The 20863-nt window shown below is 45.1% G+C and carries 16 protein-coding genes; 6 read left to right on the top strand and 10 right to left on the bottom strand.

The features are described 5' to 3' along the window. Window positions 1-169: 169 nt before the first annotated feature. Window positions 170-1126: a phosphotransferase family protein gene (locus MKY44_RS21055; protein ID WP_341008443.1), complete on the bottom strand. Its 957-nt coding sequence runs from the start codon at window positions 1124-1126 to the stop codon at window positions 170-172. A 97-nt stretch (window positions 1127-1223) separates the two neighbouring features. Here MKY44_RS21055 and MKY44_RS21050 point away from each other — a divergent pair, with 97 nt between their 5' ends. Next, complete coding sequence (locus MKY44_RS21050; protein ID WP_074096076.1) at window positions 1224-2387, top strand: iron-containing alcohol dehydrogenase; 1164 nt, start codon at window positions 1224-1226, stop codon at window positions 2385-2387. Between the two features lie 152 nt (window positions 2388-2539). Here the strand turns inward: MKY44_RS21050 and MKY44_RS21045 are convergent, their stop codons facing one another. After that, a complete protein-coding gene (locus MKY44_RS21045) occupies window positions 2540-2965 on the bottom strand; it encodes a hypothetical protein (protein WP_315938571.1) in 426 nt (141 codons plus the stop codon). Between the two features lie 276 nt (window positions 2966-3241). On the opposite strand from MKY44_RS21045, the gene MKY44_RS21040 reads away from it, so the two are divergent. Beyond that, window positions 3242-5299: a methyl-accepting chemotaxis protein gene (locus tag MKY44_RS21040; RefSeq protein WP_341008442.1), complete on the top strand. Its 2058-nt coding sequence runs from the start codon at window positions 3242-3244 to the stop codon at window positions 5297-5299. A 99-nt stretch (window positions 5300-5398) separates the two neighbouring features. Here the strand turns inward: MKY44_RS21040 and MKY44_RS21035 are convergent, their stop codons facing one another. The 6 genes from MKY44_RS21035 to MKY44_RS21010 form a co-directional block, all read right to left on the bottom strand. Beyond that, window positions 5399-5785 (bottom strand): RidA family protein, encoded by a 387-nt coding sequence (locus MKY44_RS21035; RefSeq protein ID WP_100529182.1) that lies wholly within the window; start codon window positions 5783-5785, stop codon window positions 5399-5401. Window positions 5786-5804: 19 nt separating this feature from the next. Continuing rightward, complete coding sequence (locus MKY44_RS21030) at window positions 5805-7181, bottom strand: amidase (protein ID WP_341008441.1); 1377 nt, start codon at window positions 7179-7181, stop codon at window positions 5805-5807. 193 nt (window positions 7182-7374) lie between these two features. Continuing rightward, on the bottom strand, window positions 7375-8406 hold the full coding sequence (locus MKY44_RS21025) for an ABC transporter substrate-binding protein (protein ID WP_341008439.1): 1032 nt from the start codon (window positions 8404-8406) through the stop codon (window positions 7375-7377). A 34-nt stretch (window positions 8407-8440) separates the two neighbouring features. Beyond that, window positions 8441-9307, bottom strand: a complete 867-nt coding sequence (locus tag MKY44_RS21020) for an ABC transporter permease (RefSeq protein WP_341008437.1) — start codon at window positions 9305-9307, stop codon at window positions 8441-8443. After that, entirely contained in the window at window positions 9307-10083 is a 777-nt protein-coding gene (locus MKY44_RS21015) for an ABC transporter ATP-binding protein (RefSeq protein ID WP_076216394.1), read from the bottom strand. Before MKY44_RS21015 ends, MKY44_RS21020 begins: the two co-directional genes overlap by 1 nt. 241 nt (window positions 10084-10324) lie before the next feature. Further along, window positions 10325-12004, bottom strand: coding sequence for a PucR family transcriptional regulator (locus tag MKY44_RS21010; protein ID WP_341008435.1), 1680 nt, complete (start codon window positions 12002-12004; stop codon window positions 10325-10327). 387 nt (window positions 12005-12391) lie between these two features. Between MKY44_RS21010 and MKY44_RS21005 the strand changes: the two genes are divergently transcribed. Both MKY44_RS21005 and MKY44_RS21000 read left to right on the top strand, forming a co-directional pair. Continuing rightward, a complete protein-coding gene (locus MKY44_RS21005; protein ID WP_341008433.1) occupies window positions 12392-12736 on the top strand; it encodes a hypothetical protein in 345 nt (114 codons plus the stop codon). A 660-nt stretch (window positions 12737-13396) separates the two neighbouring features. Next, window positions 13397-16468 carry an S-layer homology domain-containing protein gene (locus tag MKY44_RS21000; protein ID WP_341008431.1) on the top strand — a complete coding sequence of 1024 codons (3072 nt, stop codon included), beginning with the start codon at window positions 13397-13399 and terminating at the stop codon, window positions 16466-16468. A 64-nt stretch (window positions 16469-16532) separates the two neighbouring features. On the opposite strand, the gene MKY44_RS20995 is transcribed toward MKY44_RS21000, so the two are convergent. Then, the gene (locus tag MKY44_RS20995) at window positions 16533-17126 is read right to left on the bottom strand and encodes an IS3 family transposase (RefSeq protein ID WP_101315049.1); all 594 of its coding nucleotides are present in this window, start codon (window positions 17124-17126) and stop codon (window positions 16533-16535) included. 538 nt (window positions 17127-17664) lie between these two features. Next, window positions 17665-18039 (bottom strand): iron-sulfur cluster biosynthesis family protein, encoded by a 375-nt coding sequence (locus MKY44_RS20990; protein WP_237177085.1) that lies wholly within the window; start codon window positions 18037-18039, stop codon window positions 17665-17667. Between the two features lie 277 nt (window positions 18040-18316). Between MKY44_RS20990 and MKY44_RS20985 the strand changes: the two genes are divergently transcribed. Then, window positions 18317-19345 carry a LacI family DNA-binding transcriptional regulator gene (locus tag MKY44_RS20985; protein WP_340031017.1) on the top strand — a complete coding sequence of 343 codons (1029 nt, stop codon included), beginning with the start codon at window positions 18317-18319 and terminating at the stop codon, window positions 19343-19345. Between the two features lie 180 nt (window positions 19346-19525). After that, window positions 19526-20797: an ABC transporter substrate-binding protein gene (locus MKY44_RS20980; RefSeq protein WP_341008429.1), complete on the top strand. Its 1272-nt coding sequence runs from the start codon at window positions 19526-19528 to the stop codon at window positions 20795-20797. Window positions 20798-20863: the final 66 nt, after the last annotated feature.

The following is a 20863-nucleotide window of genomic DNA, read 5'->3' as shown; positions in this document are numbered from 1 at the left end:
AACCTAAGTACCGAATTCTTAATATCTGAGGAGATGTAGACCATGCATGTCATGGAAGCATGCGATGGTTATATTGAATCCCTGTGATGTAAGCTCCTGCCACTTTGCTGGCAGGAGCTTTTTTGTCCAGGAAAACAGTGAATTCGTCTTACTAATGTGGAATGAGGGATCAGGAGAACAAAGGTTGAGTAACCATTTTCATATACTTTTTCAAGTCGTCTTTTGCATGTGGGTATTGTTCCCAAACCCCAAGGTTCCAACTCATATAACGGATGCCGAGATATCGAGATGCCAAGGAGAAGTACTTTTCGAATTGATGTTGTGGAATATCGTATCCGTGAGAACTTAGGAACTCCCGATAGATCTCAACTTGTCCCAAATGTGTACAGCGCAGAGGGATATCAAAGAACAGGGAGCCATACCTTGCTTCCTCCCAATCAATAAAATAAACATCCTCATTGTTGTGTACTAATACATTGCCAGGATTCAGATCATTATGAATCATCGTATGTGTGTGTTCGTCCTTAATGAGAATTTCAAGATCATCTACAATATGACTTGCTACAGTTTCAATTTCCGAAATGAGCGGTGATCCAAATTCCTCAATGAATGATGGACGTTCTATGGCGGTGTTCCACAAAGGTCTCCAGCGTCTTTCCATCATTTCGATGATATGAGATCGATTCACAATAGGTATCCATGGCAGTTCTTTTTTCAACCCCATATTCGTTCCATGTATGTAAGCCAGTGCTTGTAATTCTTTATTCTGAAGCAGGTCTATATCCAGATGACTATAGTTGGTTTGGTAGTCCACATCCTGAATGCAGATCAGACTGCGATCTTGAGTATGAACTTCATTTGATAGAGTATAGGGTACATTGGCTCCCTGTAAAAATAATCTGGACAAGGCAGAGCGTTCAATGAATGTGGCCTTCTTTGTTACGTAAGAAATATCATTTTTCACTCCATTTATAAGGAATTCAATATGATGTCGAAGCAATTCAATGGCTTGAGATCCTGCACCGATTGGGTTACTTTTGATACTTAGAATGTGAATATCCGAGGATACATATTGATTAATGGTTTGTTTTATTAATTGTTGTAATGTGACAGACTCCATACTCATCTGTTATCTCCTTCTTGCCTGTATTTGTTTTTACGAATAAAGAGAACTATAATGGTGGATGCACAAAATTTCAGACTTCTTTGGAGGAACATACGTTATGAGATCTTTTCAGTTTTATAATCCGACCCGGCTGATTTTTGGCAAAGGGCAACTTCAAGCACTACAAACCGAAGTTCCAAAATACGGAAAACGTATTTTGCTTGTATATGGTGGTGGAAGCATCAAACGTAGCGGGCTGTACGATCAGGTAATCAGCCAGTTGAATGAAATTGGAGCAGAGGTTACGGAACTGGCTGGTGTGGAACCGAACCCTCGTCTGTCTACGGTTCATAAGGGTGTAGAACTATGCAGAACACATAACATTGATCTGGTTCTTGCGGTTGGCGGCGGCAGTGTACTAGACTGCGGGAAAGCCATCGCAGTAGGAGCCAAATACGATGGAGACATGTGGGATGTTGTTGTGCGCGAAGCAACCCCGGAAGGCGGACTTCCACTGGGTACAATTCTAACGATGGCAGCGACAGGCTCCGAGATGAACAACGGTTCAGTAATAACCAATCAGGACACGCAGGAAAAATGGGCATGGTTCAGCGAGTATTCTTTCCCAGCGTTCTCCATTCTCGATCCGGAGTACACATACACCGTACCACTGGATCAGACTGTATACGGCATGGTAGACATGATGTCTCATGTGTTTGAACATTATTTCCATCTGGATACGAATACACCGGTTCAGCTTGGATTCTGTGAGACGATTCTACGTACCGTCATTGATACGGCCCCTCGCCTGATCAAAGATCCAGAAAACTATGAACTGCGTGAAACCATTCTTTACTGCGGAACAATGGCGCTTAACGATGTCCTGAATATGGGTCTTGCCGGAGATTGGGCTTCTCACAATATTGAACATGCCGTGTCGGCTGTGTATGACATTCCTCATGGGGGAGGCCTTGCAATCCTCTTCCCACACTGGATGAAGCATAATCTGGATGTGGATGTAGATCGATTCAAACGTATGGCCGTTAATGTATTTGATATTAATCCTACTGGAAAGTCGGACAAACAAGTGGCTGAAGAAGGCATTGAAGCGCTGCGTACATTCTGGACTTCGATTGGTGCCCCTAGCCGTTTGGCTGACTATGACATTGACGACAGTCAGATTGATGTGATGGCTGATAAAGCGATGCGCTTTGGTCCGTTCGGATTCTTCAAAAACTTGCAGCGTGAAGATGTAGTACAAATTTATCAAGCTGCACTGTAATTGTAAATCTTACAATCGCTTTGAATAGTGAGTCACATTAAACAAGGACCTTCCTTTAATACTAAGGAACGTCCTTGTTTTTATTATGACATCATATCTTGTGCGCTCCACCGTGTATCTGGACTTCAATGTCATGTGATCCCCTTTTCGAATTAATCCTTCGGTTCAACTACGGCTTCATTGACAGGGGTATCCTTTCGTTTCAGATACATCTTGCTTGGACGGTGCAAAAGCACGATAAGCAGGGCGAAGAGATGAATCAGGGTGAACAGGTTACTCTCATTCGGAATGGCAACGAATAGTGCCAGACTCAGAAACGTCACAGTGAGCTTGAACTTTCTCTTCGTGATGAATATAACAGCGAGCAGGCTGGGACCGATGATAAACAACATTCTGGCTAAGATTACGCCAGAGGCGTAAGCCAGATCATCTCCTTTGCGTAAGAAACCCAGATAGGCCTCCATGTTCTGGTTGAAGTCAATGAGGAACACGATAAAGGACACAATCACGTAGATCAGTTTCACACTCAATAAAATGCGCACGACATTTAATAGCGTAGGTAATGCTGTTTTTGCCATATCACTTCTCCTATTCGGCATTTAATAAAGTAGGCATTTTCGGATTCAATGCGTTGTCCCTCTTCCTGCACGATATGTATTTCATATATTATACGATGTTGATGTCATATTTTGTATTAACCCAAAGTCTTCATTTTCCAATCGTTTGCAGTGGCCTTTGACCTAGTATAACTGGGGAAACAGCTTACAGATTATTTGATATCGACCGATATAAAGTAGATACATAGAATTTGGACTTCATAATGATGAAAATGAAAATGGATGGTGAATGTAATCATGGTATTTAGCAAGGCAAGAGAACGCATGCGCAACATGTCGTTCAGAGTCAAACTGCCACTCATGATCAGTCTGCTGGTGTGTATCGTACTGGCGGTAACCGCGGTAGTGTGTTACAGCGTAGCGGCAGTTATTACACTCGACAAAAGCAAAGATGAAATTAAGGCAACCTCGGACCGGGTGGGGGCAGGTTTGTATGCTTCACTAAGTTTGGAAGAACAGTCCACCTTTCTGATTACAACACATCGTACCTTCCAGGATTTGCTGGAGATTCGTAATACGACTGGGCAGGAAGGTGAGAACTTTTTCTCGGAAAACAATGAGCTGCTGGATAAGGCGAGTGGTATTCTCGCGGACAGTCTGGCAGGTATGGAAGGGAACAACAGTCTGATTTTGTTGGATCGGAATGGCATTATTATTGCAGCGAATGATCCGGCAGTTATCAAGGCAGAACGCGGAGATCGGGCATATTTCCAAGAAGCGATTCAGGGTAAAAACGTGATTAGTGAAGGGATTGTAGCCAAGTCCTCAGGACAACTTGGTACGGCTTTTGCCATGCCAATTTACAATGAGAATCAAGAAGTACAGGGAGTGCTCGTATCTGCGGCGTCCACCTCGTTCTTCGTTAATCAGCTACAAAATATCAATATTAATGATGAGGGAAAAGTGATCATTCTGGACCGTGTAGGTACGGTCATCTACGATTCAGCGGATGAGAAGTTGGCAGGCCAGAAGATGGAGTCCGGCGAATACCAATCATTGATAGATCTTGCTCCTGGCGCTGAACTACAGCAAGGTGATATTAGTACAGATGAGAAAGTGGCGTATTACTCCAAAATCCCAAGATCCGACTGGACCGTCGTTGTAGAAGATAAAATGAGCGATGTGCAGAAGCCTTTGCGTGCGATGGCAAAACAGATGTATATTGTTTTGTTTAGTGCTATTGCGGTTTCCGTCGTAGCGGGTATTCTGATCTCTTTGCTGGTAACCAGACCAATTACAAGACTAACTGTGTTGTTCAGACAGCTTGCTGACGGCGATCTGACGGTGCAGGCTCAAGGTAAATATAGCGGAGAATTCAAACAATTGGTGGACAGCTTCAATACCATGGCAGCAGGCAATAAACAGCTGATCTCCAGCATGAACCATTCCATCGGCATCCTGAAAACTAGTACATCCGAGCTGGAACAGTCTACTCAGCAAACTTCGACCACGATTGCCGAAACAACGACAACAGCATTTGAGATTTCACGAGCGATGGAGTCCCAGGCGAACGATACGGGAGCCATTGTGGACAAATTCATGAATGTGGGTAACAAGATTGCCAACGTGAATGGAATGTCGCAGGCAGTGAAGTTCAAGGCAGATGAAATTACGGATGCATTCAAAAATAATCATGAAGTTATTGATGCACTCATTGCGGTGAACGGGCAGAATGAGATTGAAGTGGGCAATATCTCCAAAATTACAGTGCAACTCGCCGAAAGCTCCTCGGGCATTCACCAGATCACGGGTACGATTGCTGAAATCGCAAATCAGACGAAATTACTTGCGTTGAATGCTTCGATTGAGGCCGCAAGAGCAGGTGAGCAAGGTCGAGGCTTCGCCGTGGTTGCTTCTGAGATTCGCAAGTTGGCAGAGCAGACGACAGCTCAATCGGAGGATATCAACCGAATCGTGATGCAGACCATTGATCACGTGGAGCAGAATAACCGAAGTGTTCAGGCTATTGAAGCGATTGCGGAACAGCATAAGAGCAGTGTTAGCCAGACCAAGGAGACATTCAATTTTGTCACAGAGAATATGAATGAGATGATGAGCCAGGTTCAGGCTATTGCCACGGAGATCGAATCCATTGAACGTGATAAGGATGACGTCATTGGAGCTGCACAGAACTTGTCTGCTTCCGGTGAAGAGGTGTCGGCTTCTGTTGAGGAAGTCACAGCAACAATGCAGGAACAGTCCGGCATGACGGAACATTTGACAGATATGGTGCAGAGAATTGATGAACTGACCAAACAACTTGCCGAGGAATCATCTCGCTTTAAAACAAAATAGGAATACGATAAGAAACCCGTTTCTCAAAAGAGAACCGGGTTTCTAGACAAAGAGAGCACCTGTACCCATCTATGGCTACAGGTGCTCTTTGGTGATGTGTTACTCTCCTCGAATGGAAGGCGCATACGCCAGCACTTCCATTTCAATTAAATATGGGCCTAACCCGCTGAATACGGTAATACGGGCGGGATAGGGTTGTTTAATCATTCGCGCATACACTTCGTTGTATTCGGGCTGATCCTCGACTCGGGCCAGATGAGTGGTTACCTTCACAATATGATCGAGTGTAAGTCCGGCTTCTTGCAGGATCACCTCAATATTACGAATGCACTGCTCAGTCTGCTCCTTAATGCCGCCGATAGGCTCAAGCGTCTGTGGATCAACGCCTACCTGACCTGCAACGTAGACCAAATCTCCTGCGCGGACAGCATGGGAGAAAGGAAGCGGGAACTTGGGTGCTGCACTTGCATGTATGATGGTAGACATCGTAGCTGTCATTCCTTTCCTAATGGGTGTGTATATTCGGTGTTAACTTATTCCAGTTCGTAGCCTGCTGATAATGATGAGCGATGGACAACAAGCGGTCTTCTCTCATGAGTGGACCGGCAAGCTGCATGCCGATAGGTAATGGCTTCCCTGAAGTGGTATCGAACCCGATGGGTACGGTGATCGACGGTAGACCTGTATTGGTGAACGGTCCGTTGAAAATCGGGCTGCCTGTCTTGTAGCCATGTGGGGCCACATAGGGTGTTGATGGAGTCAATAACACATCCACTTCATCGAACAACAACATCATCTTGCTTCGGAATATCGTTCGGATGCGCTGTGCCTGCAAATAATCAACGGCACTCGTCTGATAGCCAAGCTCAAGCTGCTCTCGCATCGTGTGGCCGTAACGATCAGAGGCTTCCGCGAAGCGTTCCTGATGGAAGGCGGCAGCTTCTGCCCGCATAACCGTACGATGAGCAGCAATGGTCTCTTCTATATAAGAAGGCAGGTCAACTTTCTTCCATTGCATGCCCAGCTTCTCAAGCACAGCGATTGCCGACTCTACCGCTAACAAGATCGCCGGTTCATCAGTCTGGAAGAAGCTGCTCGGCAGACCGATTACCATTCCTGAAATAGGATGCTCAAGAGCATTTGTTAAGTCTGGCTTGCCATAAGGAAGCGTGAAGGAGTCCAGCTCATCCTGCCCGGCCATCGCTTCCAGAACGATTGCGTTATCTTGGGCGGATCGAGTGAAGGCGCCAATATGATCCAGGCTCCAACTGGCTGTGATGACACCATTACGGCTAACCCTGCCGTAAGTGGGTTTCATACAGGTTAATCCGTTGTAAGCTGCGGGTCTAAGCAGAGAGCCGAAAGTCTGTGTTCCGAGTGTGAAGGAAGCCATGCCAGTCGCTACTGCAGCGGCGGAGCCGGAGCTGGAACCGCCTGGGGTATGTTCTAGATTCCATGGGTTGCGTGTTGGCGGTTCTCCTCCCTGAAAGGCATATTCCGTCGTTGTTGTCTTGCCGAGCAGGATAGCGCCTGCAGCTTGCAACTTATTAATCACAGTTGCATTCGTTCCGGGTACGAAGTCTGGAAAGGTACTTGATCCGGCCGAGGTGCGTATGCCAGCGGTATGGATAATGTCTTTGGCTCCATATGGAATGCCGTGCAGAGGACCGAGATATTCGCCATTCATCAGTTTTTGTTCAGACTCTCTTGCGGCCTGCAAAGCCTGTTCGGCGGTGACTGTAACGAAGGCTTGCACAGCAGGCTCTATTTTCTCAATGCGATTCAAATAGGATTTCGTAAGCTCGACAGGAGATATCAACTTATTTTTAATCAGTTTTGCGGCTTCGGCAATCGTCAGCTCGTTCAGTGGTTTGGTAATCATCGCAGAGGCACTCTCCTATGCGGGGAATTGGGTCCAACTTCTTCTGGCAACTTGAAGCTTCTAATTAGCTCCAAGTCGGCTGTAAATAGGGCAAGCTCCTCGCTTGTAATAACTCCGTCCGCATATTTGGCGCTTTCTGTAAGGCGGTGTGTGAGATAGTCGTCCTGGTTCAGAGTAATCACCCTTTCTCTCTCTATTTGGTGGTGAAGCTTGAATCGATAATGTCCTCGTAAGTGAGGTCTTCCTTCAGATTGCCGATGAAGCGTTGCATATCGATTGCGGTCTTGAAAGCTGATTCATTGATGATTCCCTCGGCAGGATATACTTTGCTGTCGATCATACGTTGTACCGCTTGCTCCACGACGTTTTTGTCCAGATTCGGGAATTCCTTCACGGCAACTGCTTTTGCGCCTTCAGGATTCGATTGAATGTAATCCAGGGCTTGCTCAATAGAGGTGACAAAGCGCTGGGTGAGATCAGGATTCTTTTCAATGAAGCTTGCGGTTGTATTCATCGTTGCAAAGGCAAAGTCAGGATAATCCTTCGTAAAATCATGGACAATATGCAGTCCCTCAGCAATGCCTTGATCCAGTTGAGGTTCGTAAACGATAGCAATATCGGCTTTGCCGGCTAATACAGCACCTAGCTCGGAGCCATTCTGAACCTCGGTGATCGTCACATCTTTGTCGATATCAATGTTGTTGTCAGAGAATAGTTTCCGTAGTAAGCTGTTCGAGCTTGTAGGTGCCAAGCCGACAACGATGGTTTTGCCTTTGAAATCCTCTGTCGAATTTACGGTTACTCCTTCTCGCGCAACTGCCCATACTGGAGCGCTGCCCGATAGAAGGACCAGTGAGCGAGCATCTCCGCCCTTTGCATTAGCGAATGCGACATGCTCAGGACCGTGGAAGGAGAACGCCGACTCGCCTGAGATCACCGAAGACAATGCTGTTGGACCGCTTCCGGCAGCACGGATGGAAGATAGCTCAATGCGATTCTCCTTTAGAAAACCTTGGTTGTTCGCTACATACAAGGGAAGGTAGAGCAGGTTGTGATACACCTCGGAGACCATAATTTTGTCCACCTGCGTATTTGCTTGCCCCCCGCTATCAGATGCACCTTCGCCACTCGCAGGTGTTGTGGCATTGCTGCCGCACGCACTGAGCAGTGTGGTCAATATAACCGTCATCGTTGCTAGAAAAGCTATTTTTTTGAATGTACGCATTAGTCATCAGTCCCCTTTAATCGTTGTAGGTCAGCTATACAGATGTGGATTTGCTGCTAGTCTTGTTGTCATTCCATGGAAGGAGACGGGATTCGATATAACCGACACAGGTGTAGAGGAGCATGGCGACCAGCATTAGCATGAACACGCCAACCCATACGGCCGGAAGGTTGAACAGGTTACCTTCGACGAATACCATATGTCCGAGTCCTTTGTCAGAAGAGATGAATTCTCCACCTACAACAGACACCAATGCCAAACCGATATTGATCCGGAAGGCCGAGATGATCCATGGCAGAGAGGAAGGAACGATAATTTTGCGGAAAATTTGTGATTTCTTCGCACCGAAGGATTTCATCAGATTAGTCTGGGATTCGTCGATTTGATGAGTCGCTTGATAGGCGGATAATAGCGCTACGATAAATGTTGCTACGGAGGCCAGAGCAATCTTGGAGAAGATGCCTGAACCAAACCAGATGATAATCATGGGAGCGAGGGCGATCTTCGGGATGCCGTTCATGGCTACAATGAATGGATCAAGCACACGGGCAACGGACTTGGAATACCACATGAGCAGTCCTGCCAATGAGCCGATTAAGCTTCCGGCTACAAAGCCGATAACAGTGGCATTTACCGTTGCGAACGCGTCTGTAAGCAGTTGCCCTGAGCTAGCCATCGTGATGGCGGCATCGAGAATGGCGCTTGGTGATCCCATGAGGAATCCGTTAACGAGCTCCAAACGAACAGCGGATTCCCATATCACCAGGATGACTGCAACAATAATGAACCGCCATAGCATCGTCGTCAGCCATTCTTTGGAGAAGGTAGATTGTCTGCGTTTGCTCTTCACAACTCCAGCAGGTTTTCCGGCAAGGGTAATTTCAGGTGATGTGCTCTTCATTAGCTGATCCTCCCCATCTGGATATCAAGCTCTGACCAGATCGATTCAAAATACTGCTTGAACTTGTGGTCGGAGCGGGCTTTCAGTGCTGAGCCATACTGCGAAGCGAGACCAATATCGTAGACCTGTTTCACGGTTGTTGGCCTTTTACTCATAACGGCAATGCGGTCGGAGATGGCGATGGCTTCCTCAATGTCATGCGTTATCAGGACGCCTGTCTTGCCCTCGGATTTGAGAATGGATAAGATTTCATCTTCCAGAATGAGTCTGGTCTGATAATCAAGTGCGGAGAAGGGTTCGTCCAGTAATATAATATCGGGCTGGGTAACGAGGGTACGTATGAGGGCTACACGTTGGCGCATACCGCCTGATAGTGTGGAAGGATAGGCTTCTGCGAATGAAGCCAGGCCATAACGATCCAAGTAATCCATGGCAATATCGCTGCGATCCTTTTTGGACATGCCCTTCACTTCCAAGCCTAACGTGACATTGTCCAGGATGCTTCTCCAAGGAAGTAACAAGTCCTTCTGCATCATATAACCGACATGTCCGGTGGTCTGATCGATCTCTTCGCCACAGACGATAACCTTGCCATTTGTTGGCTTAAGCAGACCTGCGATAATGTTGAAAATCGTACTCTTGCCGCAACCGCTCGGTCCCACGATACTGAAGAACTCCTGTTTCTTGATTTGCATCGAAACCTCAGCCAGGACCTGAATATCTTCTCCGGTTGCACTGACAAATGATTTGGATACGCCTTGTATCTGTATAGCCATGATAGGTAGCCCCTTTCCTACAGCCTGATGGTAGTTCGTTTCTTGATGTGAATTGATGTTAATTAACATGACATTAATGAATATATTCCTAATCATATAGACTGTTTGCATAATTGTCATTAGTTACTCTGAACATAAAAATAGAATTAAATCAGTTAAAATGCACAAATGAAGATTGAACATGAATTGAATATGAGAAGAAAACAAAAGAACGTGTCATTATACATGACACATTCTCGGTTTAAGACGTATGATTAGCTTCACTAGGAGCTGGATTAACATTCAAAAGGGACTCAAGCGCGAAGGCAAGTCGGAAGCGCAGGCTCTCCATCGGGTCCTTAATGTTCCTGCCGGTCAGTTTCTCGCATTTTTCCAATCTGTAGATCACTGTATTGCGATGTACGAACAGCTCTTTCGCTGTATCGACGATCTGGCAATGATTCTCATAGAAGGAGGACAAGGTTTTCATAAGCTCGTTACGCTCGTTTGCATCTCGGTCGTTGAAGGGCTTAAAGGTTTCTTGATGGAACTGCATCATCTCATCGTGGGGGATCATGCGCAGCAGACGGCTTATATCCATGGTTTGATAGGAATGAGCGAAGCGTGTCTTACGCATCTGATAACCGGATTGGAGCGCCTTGACTGCCTCCTTATAGGAGAGTCCAATATCCAATACATTGGTGTAGGGATTACCTATTCCGAAGGATAGGCTGAGCTGCGACTCTGTATACAGATTGCTCGCCATCCGTTCAAGCTGCTGAACAACGGTGTGTTCGTCCCAAGACGTTTCGGCCAAAAAGACAAGTATGCCGAACTGGTCGTTCTTGGTGAACATGACAAAGGAAAGATCCATTCTGGCGAATTCCTGTTTAATCAACTCGTAATTAGCGTCTCGTTCCGAGATGAACCGCTCTTCCCCGGAGGGAGTAGAGTTCTGCTTAGGTATGCCCGCTAAGGATTCATCCTTTTTGGCGATGATCAGAACAGAACTTCCTTTGGCTTGCAGCCCATATTTCTTGCCGCGATGCAGCGCTTCTTGTTCCGAACGAATGAAGCCCTGAATGAGATCGGAGAAATATTCATTTTTGTAACGGCGGGAGCGCTCCTTGACGGCTTGCTTCTTGGTTAACTCCAGACCGATCACATTGACCGCTTGTTCCAGTGCCAGAGTGGAGAGCTTAGAGCTTGTGGAACTGTCGTATAGTGCGATCAAATAACCCTCGTGCCGATCCGTGAAGATGGGATGAAGCTCGGCATGTCGATATTTATCAGCAGTAAGCAGGCAGATCGAGATTGCGGTATGGAAGGAAGGGTGCTCATCTATAAAAGTCAGTAAGGGCGCGGCGAGAGACTGGTGATCCATCTGTTGTGCATAATGGGAGCTTGCCGTAATCTGCTTCTTCGAACCAAGCAGAAGTACAGGTGAGGATAGCAACTGAGACAACGTATCTACGATGGATGGTATGCCTTTTCCCTGCATCACCATCGTGGAAAATTGCTTGTGAATAGATAAGGCGTAGTGGAGCTCATGGGTTTTGTTCTGAAGGATGGCACTGATTGAATGTTGAAATATTTCACCAAGTGTATTGTCTATCTCAGACAGCTCGATGATTGGGAAGCCCAGCTTGTCGGCCGTCTCAAGCAGCTGCGGAGATAACTCAAGAGAGAAACGCTGTGTCTTGACAGCAAGCGCTGCACAACCAATGGCATGCATGTCTGTAATGAATCCAAGATGAGCATCTGGGCGGTCTTTGAGGATATAACCGTTGGTCAGCAGCATATCTCCCGGCTTCAGGAATTGGACAATATCTGGTGCGTCCATAATATTAATCGATTGCACCAAGCGATCTAGTCCGCGATGTCCGGCAATAACCTTTGCTTTGGAGAGAATGGGGATAGTCAATAACTGTTGCAGATCCATCTTCAACCCACTCGCTTTCATAATGATATGTTATAAAATCTAACATTAAGTGGAGTGGGCGTAAAGAAGAGTTTGGATAAAGAGGCTGAAAGATAGATGTAAACAAATTTCTCATAAATATAAAAACTTTCCAATAAGGTGGTTTTACATCAGCAATCTTTTCAAATATTTTTTATAACCCTATCCGCTGGGTTAGTATGATGATAGGACAGGAATACACATTAAATCAATACAATATGTACATAGAGTTCTTACCTAAAATCAAGGAAGCATTTTTGACTTTCATTATATTTGATACTGTAGGCCAAATATACAGGGAGAAGTGGGAGAAGAAAAGATTAAAAAAAACTCACAGAGATTTATTATTCATTAGGTGTTGTTTTAAATTTGATGAGAGATTGGAGAACTGCAAACAGTAACAATCCCTTTATAAAGATAACCAAGGTGAACGTTGATTTACATTACCTAAGCAAGTATGCATCAAAAAACAGAAATGATATTGCCTTAAAAGAAGTGAGAGAGCTTACAATAATGTTTTTACGTAGAATTGAATCTAATTCACTATCAGTAGACGATGTCATCATAGTTTTAGAAAGATTAAAAATAGAGTTAAATGGATCTGAGGATTTCAAAAATAAAATTGATCTTGTTACAATTTCATCAAGCATTAGCAGCAAATACCCGACCTGGTCCTTATACGATCACCGCGATCTCAACGGCCAACGGCAGTAAGTCGGGCAACACTACAATTAACGTAGTTACTAAAATAGAATAATACACTGTAAGGATAAACAATTTGGTAGGTGGCATGTTATTGCTACCCCAACAATCTCCCCAACCGGTAACTTAATTAGCTTGAACATTCTACCGAATTTCGGGAAGAGAGTAAAAATAGGATCGCTGAAGTGTATCTTTAATCCTGTGGGCTATCCGATCGCGGGTGAAACTTACATCATGCCAAGCGGGGATGTCGCCATTAGCGCAGAGTTCGAAGATGTTTCAGAAACGATACCTTTTTTAAGTATTGTCGCTCCATTATTTTCACCGGTAACGGTTGGTTATGGGTAACCTTCAGCCAAGAAATTAATCATCACGAATGCCGGGGCGGTTGATACCACCCTATAGATAGCTCATTACAAGAATGCAAATTTGAGTACAAGGCTCGCTTAATTCAGAAAAAAAATAGTGCTGAGTAAAAGAACATAAGTAATAAGTATAACTCGTGAACTAGTGTAAACCGATATAATAAGATAGCATTAAGAAAAAGGCGGATGGTTGAAGCTTATACCTTAATTCAAATTCGCTTTAAGGAAGAGTAACTGGAGGGGAGGCACAGACTAATCTATTCTATTGAGTAAATAAATAGCTTTATATTTGAACTGGAGGAAGTATATGTTTTATAGAAAAGTGATTCAAAAAGTAAGCACATTCATATTAGCAACCAGTTTGGTATCCGTCTTGAGTGGGGTAGCATATGGTCAGAAAACCAATTTAGATATTGAAGGACATTGGGCCGAGTATACCCTTAACAAATGGCTCTCAGAAGGGTTGCTTAAAGGATATTCCGACCAAACACTTAAACCCAACGATGTAATTACACGTGGAGAATTTATGGCATTGGTTAATCGTCAGTTTGATTTTAATGAGGTAGAAGAACTACATTTCACTGACTTGTCGTCTTCAAATTGGAGCTATCTAGAAGTGCAAAAAGCGGTAAAAGCAGGTTACATACAAGGTTATAAAGATCAAACTATACGTACTTCTAAACCGATAAGCCGTCAAGAAGCTGCAGTTATTGTAGCAGACTTACTGAAATTACCTAGTAATGAAAAAGCAGCTTTAGCATTTAAGGATTCTTCAGAGTTTACATATTGGAGTAAGGGTGCCATAGGTGCTACATTCTCAAAATATATCTTTACTGGTTATACAAATGGTTCATTCAAACCGGCATCTCCAATTACGCGAGCTGAGGCAGTTGTGATGTTGGATAAAGCGATAAGCTTGATTCAAGAACAAGAACAAGAACAAGAGACAGAAAGTGAAGATAAAGATAATATACCTTCACCATCTATACCTACTGCGAGTTTAAATTCAGATTCAAACACTACATCTAATGGATCCGGTTCACCTTCGATTACTACTGGAGTGAAGACCTCCACATTAATCGCCACTGAAGGAGTCAAAGCCGTTCAAGGTATATCTCAAGTTGCCACTCTGACAATAACAAGTGGTGCAGATACGGCAGGTTCATTGCGTGCCACATTTACGGATGGAGTCAATCCAGTGACCGTTTACGTAGAGCTTGATGGAACTGAATTGGATACTGAGGTAGCTGCTAAAATCGTACAAGCGTTTGATAATGCACTAACAGGATGGAATGTGGATGCTGAGCGTGCAAACATTTATTTTACATCATTAAATCCAGCTGTTAACAACGATCATGTTAAAGCCACCGTTGAAAGCATTATGACAGGTGTGGTTTCGAGTGGAAGTGTCATAACTGTCCCAGGTAGTATTTATAACAATGTAGGTACGGCTCAGGTAGCAACACTAGTGATAGAGAACGGTGCAACGGCTCCGGGTTCATATTATGTTTATTTTACAGATGGAGGAGTGCCAGTTCAAAAAAATATCTACATCTTGGGAACAGAAACAGCGGCTGAAGTAGCATCTAAAATAGCAGTCGCGTATGGAACATCCGTAGCGGGTTGGGGTGCAGAAGCTGATGGGAGTCGAGTACATTTCACATCGCAAACGCCAGGTACTAATAACGAAAATGTTCGAATATACGCTTTGGAAGCATCAGGAGTAGGGGCACCTTCAAGTACACTTGAAGTTCCAGGAAATCCTGCGACCAACACATCCCAAGTGATTACGCTGCGTCTTCCCAATTCAGAGAGTGATCATGGGCCGATAGGCATCAAATTCACGGATGGAATCTCCTCGTGGACAGCCTATGTGTCTATGATGGGAAGTCCTGAAACAGGAAGTGATCTTGCTGACAAGATAGTATCCGCATTCGGGAGCACGATTCCGGATTGGATCGTTTCGTCAAGGGGCTCAGAAGTGATTTTTACAGCCAAGTTTCCGGCAGAGAATAACATAAAGGCTATGGCGAGACTTTCGGGATTAAACACAGGGATTGGTATGCCAGATAGTTCGATTACATCTGTAGGAACAGCACCGTTACAGGGTACAGCACAAATAGCAACACTAGTGATAGAGAACGGTGCAACGGCTCCGGGTTCATATTATGTTTATTTTACAGATGGAGGAGTGCCAGTTCAAAAAAATATCTACATCTTGGGAACAGAAACAGCGGCTGAAGTAGCATCTAAAATAGCAGCCGCATTTGGAACATCTGTAGCTGGTTGGGGTGCAGAAGCTGATGGGAGTCGAATACATTTCAAATCGCAAACGCCAGGTACTAATAATGAAAATGTTCGAATATACGCTTTGGAAGCATCTGGAGTAGGGGCGCCTTCAAGTACACTTGAAGTTTCAGGAAATCTTACGAATAACACATCCCAAGTGATTACGCTGCGTCTTCCCAATTCAGAAAGTGATCATGGGCCGATAGGCGTCAAATTCACGGATGGAGTCTCCTCGTGGACAGCCTATGTGTCTATGATGGGAAGTCCTGAAACAGGAAGTGATCTTGCTAACAAGATAGCAGCAGCATTCGGGAGCATGATTCCGAATTGGATCGTTTCGTCACGGGGCTCAGATGTAATTTTTACAGCCGAGTTTCCGGCAGAGAATAACATAAAAGCTATGGCGAGACTTTCGGGATTAAACACAGGAATTGGCATGCCAGATAGTACAATAACGACCGTAGGAGCTCCATACCCTACTGGCGAAGCACAAGTGGCTACCTTAGTGATAGATTCAGGGGCTACAGCTGCCGGAACGATTACTGCTACATTTACAGACGGTACCACAACCATTCTTAAAGATATTGAATTAATAGGTACAGAAACTGCTGCCGAAGTAGCAACGAAGATAGCTTGGGCATTGAACACGTCTTTAGTTGATTGGAACGCTACGTCAAATGATAGAAATGTTATATTTACAGCCCGAGCACCTTCGGATAATAATCCTAAACTATCCGTGGCAATCGTGGAAGCGACAACAGGTATTGGATTGGTATCAAGCTCGATTACTACACCAGGATCGGAGACGTTTGCAGGCGTAAAGCAAGCTGTAAGTTTAAAAATTGATTCTGGCCCCAGCGCGCCAGGGATTATTAAGGTTGTATTTCGAGACGGTACGAATGAAGTTTCCAAACGTTTAAGATTGTCAGGAACAGAGACATTAAATGGACTGGCTGAGAAAATTGGTTCTGCATTTGAGAATTCAATGGCTGGGTGGAATGTCACCACGATGGATCATAATGTCATTTTTACAGCAAGTACGCCAGAAGATAACAATTCTAATGTAAGTATAGTTGTCTATCAGGAGTAAATGAATAAACAAAAAACCATGTCATACATGGTCATACCCCTGTCAAGTAGACAGATGAAAAAAGCTATGCTGCCAGCGCGCATCGATATTCAATCGGTTCGCGCTGTTTGAGTTTGGCTTGAAATCGTCGGTAGTTGTAATTGTACATGTAATCTTCCACGGCTTGTCGAATCTCTGCTTCTGAATTACACTGGTTAAGGTACAGCTTCTCTGTCTTGAGATGTGAAAAGAAGGATTCGATGCATGCGTTATCCAGGCAGGTTGCTTTGCGAGAGTGGCTGCCCTTGACGCCAAATTCTTCTAATCGTGTGTTGTACGCCTGAGACGTATACTGGAAGCCCTGATCCAAATGGAGCACGGCTTCCGAAACGTCTCTTCTTTGTGTCCATTGTTCTACCGTATCCAATACGAGCTGAACATCGTTCCGTTTAGACAACTGCCAAGCTACAATTTCGTTGTTGAACAAGTCTTGAATCACGGACAGGTAAACAAACGTGTTTCCATCCGAAATATACGTAATATCCGTCACCATTTTTTGCTGAGGTGCTGTGGCATGGAATTTACGCTTCAGGCGATTTGGATAGATGACAGATGGCGTATAGAAAGACTTCTTTCGCTTCCTGCGAATCACCGATTGGATCGATAGTTCCCGCATCATGAGATGTTCGGATTGCCGGATACTGGAACATAAACGGAAATAGGGAAAGAAAATTCAATCCTTTTAGAACTCTAGTGATCTATAACAACCCCACAAGAGCGAATGCTAGAGATGACTGAATTAGGGAGGGCACTTTCGTTTTAAGATGCGAGAAGGTGTTCGTTGGCCGGGCAGTTAGCCCGACGAGACAAGCTGGATCTAGACGCAATCCTTTTGATAGCATGTCTTGATAAACGTGATTAAATTTGTCGCTGTGAACGACAAATTTAATCACGTCTTTTTTTGGCAAATGCTCTGGCAAAAGTCTGTGATATAAAAGCTCATTAACGTTTCGTTCCTCGATCCGGTAAACGACAATTACGTTGTTATATAAGTCTTTACTAGTGAAAGGTACAACCAGCGCTTATCAATTCGGTATTGCTTAACGCCGGTCACAAAATTCTGGTCTGGCTTCGTCGCCTTTAGAATTGATAAAAAACCTCCCGACCCACATAACTTCTGGGCTTGGGAGGTTTTGATTATAGTGCTAATTCAACGTTTATCGTACAAACCATCCAGTGGGCTGAGGGGCTACGTCTGCGGTATCTCGTAAATCATGGACTTTGACATTACTGCCATAGATCATGGAATCACTACTCAATCGGAATGAAGGGAAACTGTGCTCGGATTGCAGACGCAGAGAGGGTTCAAAGTAAATCTGCTGCTGTTTGTTGATTACAAAGGGAAGCGACCCCGCTTCTACGGTAACATCATCGCTATCCGGTTCGTTTAAGATCAGAAGTACCGCAATTCCGTCACAACCGCATCCATCGGTATCATAAAACAATTTGAAATAGCCTGGTCGATCTCCCAGCTTTTCAGTAAGTCTTGCTTCTGCCAGCGGACTGACTTGAATGATCATGACGTTGTTCACACTCCCCTAATCTCCATTGAATTCGCTTACATTTTAATATATGGACCATAAACGCAGATTAGAAGGTGAAATAAAGAAAAGCAAACATGTCCTGTAAAAATATTGACGCTAATGCGTAATGCAACGAACCATTCATGTATGAATGTCATACCCGGAACTTCTATGGGTTCAGTGTGAAATCATTCGTCCGTCACTGAAACCCATTTCATCGGCATTCCTTATCTGGTATGATAAGCAGGGAAAATAGGGAAAATTAGAGAAAAAGGAAGGTTCCGCTATGACACCGATCACCATATACGACATCGCCAAAGAAGCAAATGTATCTGTAGCGACGGTCTCCCGGGTACTGAATGATACGGCACCTGTGCGTGCAAGCACCCGAGAGAAGATTATGTCCATCATTGAAAAACACCAGTTTCAGCCCAATGCGCAGGCGCGCAGTCTGATCAAGAAAGAGACGGGCACCATTGCCATCATCCTGCCTGACATTACGAATCCCTTCTTCCCGGAAGTGTTCTGGGGTGCCGAGAATGAGGCTCGCGGATTGGGGTATACCTTCTTTCTATGCAATACCGCAGGCGACTACAACAGGGAATCTGAATATTTGTCCATCCTGCGAGAGAAGCGGGTAGACGGGATTATTTTCCTCGGCGGGCGAATCAACATGCAGGTCTGTCCGGATGACATGGCTCAGGAATTGATTGATATGGGGAAACGTATGCCAATCGTGCTGGTCAATGGCAATATTGCCAAAGGCGGGTTCCACCGGGTATATACGGATGAGGGGGCAGGGGCAGCCCTTGCAGCTGAGCATTTGCTTGAACTGGGGCATCGCGATATCGCCTTTGTTGGCGGCCTTAAAGAGTTGTCCACCACAATGGTTAAGGTCAGAGCTGTGCAGAAGAAACTTCGGGAGCATGGGCTCGAAATACCAAAAGAACGGCAACTGCTCGGCAGCTTCTCCATCGACGACGGCAAACGGGAGATGTCCAAACTACTGGATCGTGACAATCCACCCACCGCAGTCATCTGCGTTAATGACAACACAGCGATTGGTGCCATCAAGTCAACGATTGAGCATGGACTCTCGATTCCGAAGGATATATCCATTGTGGGTTTTGATGATACGCCGCTCGCCAGTGCCGTTATACCGGAACTGACAACCGTGTCCCAGAACACATATCAGCTTGGCAAACAGGCTGTGGATGTGCTGCATGAGTTGATTAACCAAGGCAAACCGAAGAAGCAGATCGTTCTGCAACCGGAGCTAATTGTGCGTCAAAGTACAGGACCTGCTGCAAGATAAAGGGCCTGTAATTGAAAAAGAAAGCGTTGACATTTCCTCGAAGGGTGAAATATAATGAGTGCGTGAATGAAACCCCTTTCATAAAGTGGAACGGGTTTTATGTTTCAGCTTAATGAAACCCATTTCATGAAACGGGTTTCAGTGTAGTCATCCATTCATTATATCAAGGGGGCGTAACGTATGAGAAGAAGTTTAAAGGTCATTTCGTTATTGATGCTGGTCATGGTAATGGGTCTGACAGCCTGTAGCAGCGGGAGTAAAAACGGTTCTTCCGGCGAGTCCGATGGCAAGGTTGATTTGAGCATGACGATCTGGGGCTCGGAGGATGAGAAGAAGATTTATCAGGAACGACTCGACATTGTGAAACAGACGTATCCCGATATTAACGTGAAGCTGAACGTGGTTGCAGGGGATTATGACCAGAAGGTACAGACCATGATCGCCGGGGGAACGGCGCCGGACATCATGATGATTGCCGAGAACTATCAGGCTTACGCCTCCAAGAATCAGATTATACCGTTGGATGACATGATTCAGGCGAACAATGTGAACATGTCCGAGCGTTATTCCGATGATATTGCCAACCTCATGAAGTATGATGGCAAACAATTTGGTTTGCCGGATCGGGCAGGTGCGATGGTCCTCTTTTATAACAAAGATCTGTTCGACAAGGCTGGGGTGGAATACCCAACCAAAGATTGGACGCAGGATGATCTGATGGCGGCAGCTCAGAAGCTGACGGTGAAGGAGAATGGCAAAACGGTTCAATGGGGTTACTACCCGGGTAGCTGGTGGCCGCAATGGATGCAGCTGATCTACCAGAACGGTGGCTCACTGTTCGATGAGAGTGGCAAACCAACCTTCAATACAGAGCCTGTGCGTAAAGCATTACAATTCATGAATGACCTGACTTTCACACACGGTGCGGGACCAACGCCAACCGAGATTGCCGACATGGGGAATATCGGAGCCGATCCGTTGTTCGCTCAAGGCAAGATCGCCATGGAAACGACAGGGTTCTGGAACATCGGTTCACTTGCCAAGGTGGAAGGCATTAATTGGGATATCTCTCCGGTATGGGGCGAAACAAACGCATTCTTTAACGGGTTAACGATTACCAACGCTTCCAAACACAAGGAAGAAGCTTTCAAAGTCATCGAAGCACTGACCACACCGGAAGCACAGATGCCAATGGTCAAAGCCGGTCAGGATGCTCCTGCAACCAAAGCAGGTTTGTCCAGTGATGAATTCCTCAATGCTGAATACGGCGGCAAAAAAATCAACATGGCTGCGTTCAGTGAATCGACGATCTATGCGGAACCATTCAACCCGCAATGGAATGAAATGATGAAGCTCATTAACGATAAGCTGGGTGTGTATTTCAACAACAAAGCCTCGCTTGATGATACCGTAACCGAAATTCAGAGTGGACTGGAAAGACTCTACAAATAGAGGATTTTTCTGAACATGCACAAATAGCAGCGACAGCAGGACAGGTGGAATCGGCGTGAATGCGGG

This window comes from Paenibacillus sp. FSL R7-0026 (assembly GCF_038004485.1).
Classification (GTDB): domain Bacteria; phylum Bacillota; class Bacilli; order Paenibacillales; family Paenibacillaceae; genus Paenibacillus; species Paenibacillus xylanexedens_A.
This window is presented reverse-complemented; position numbering and strand designations above follow the sequence as displayed.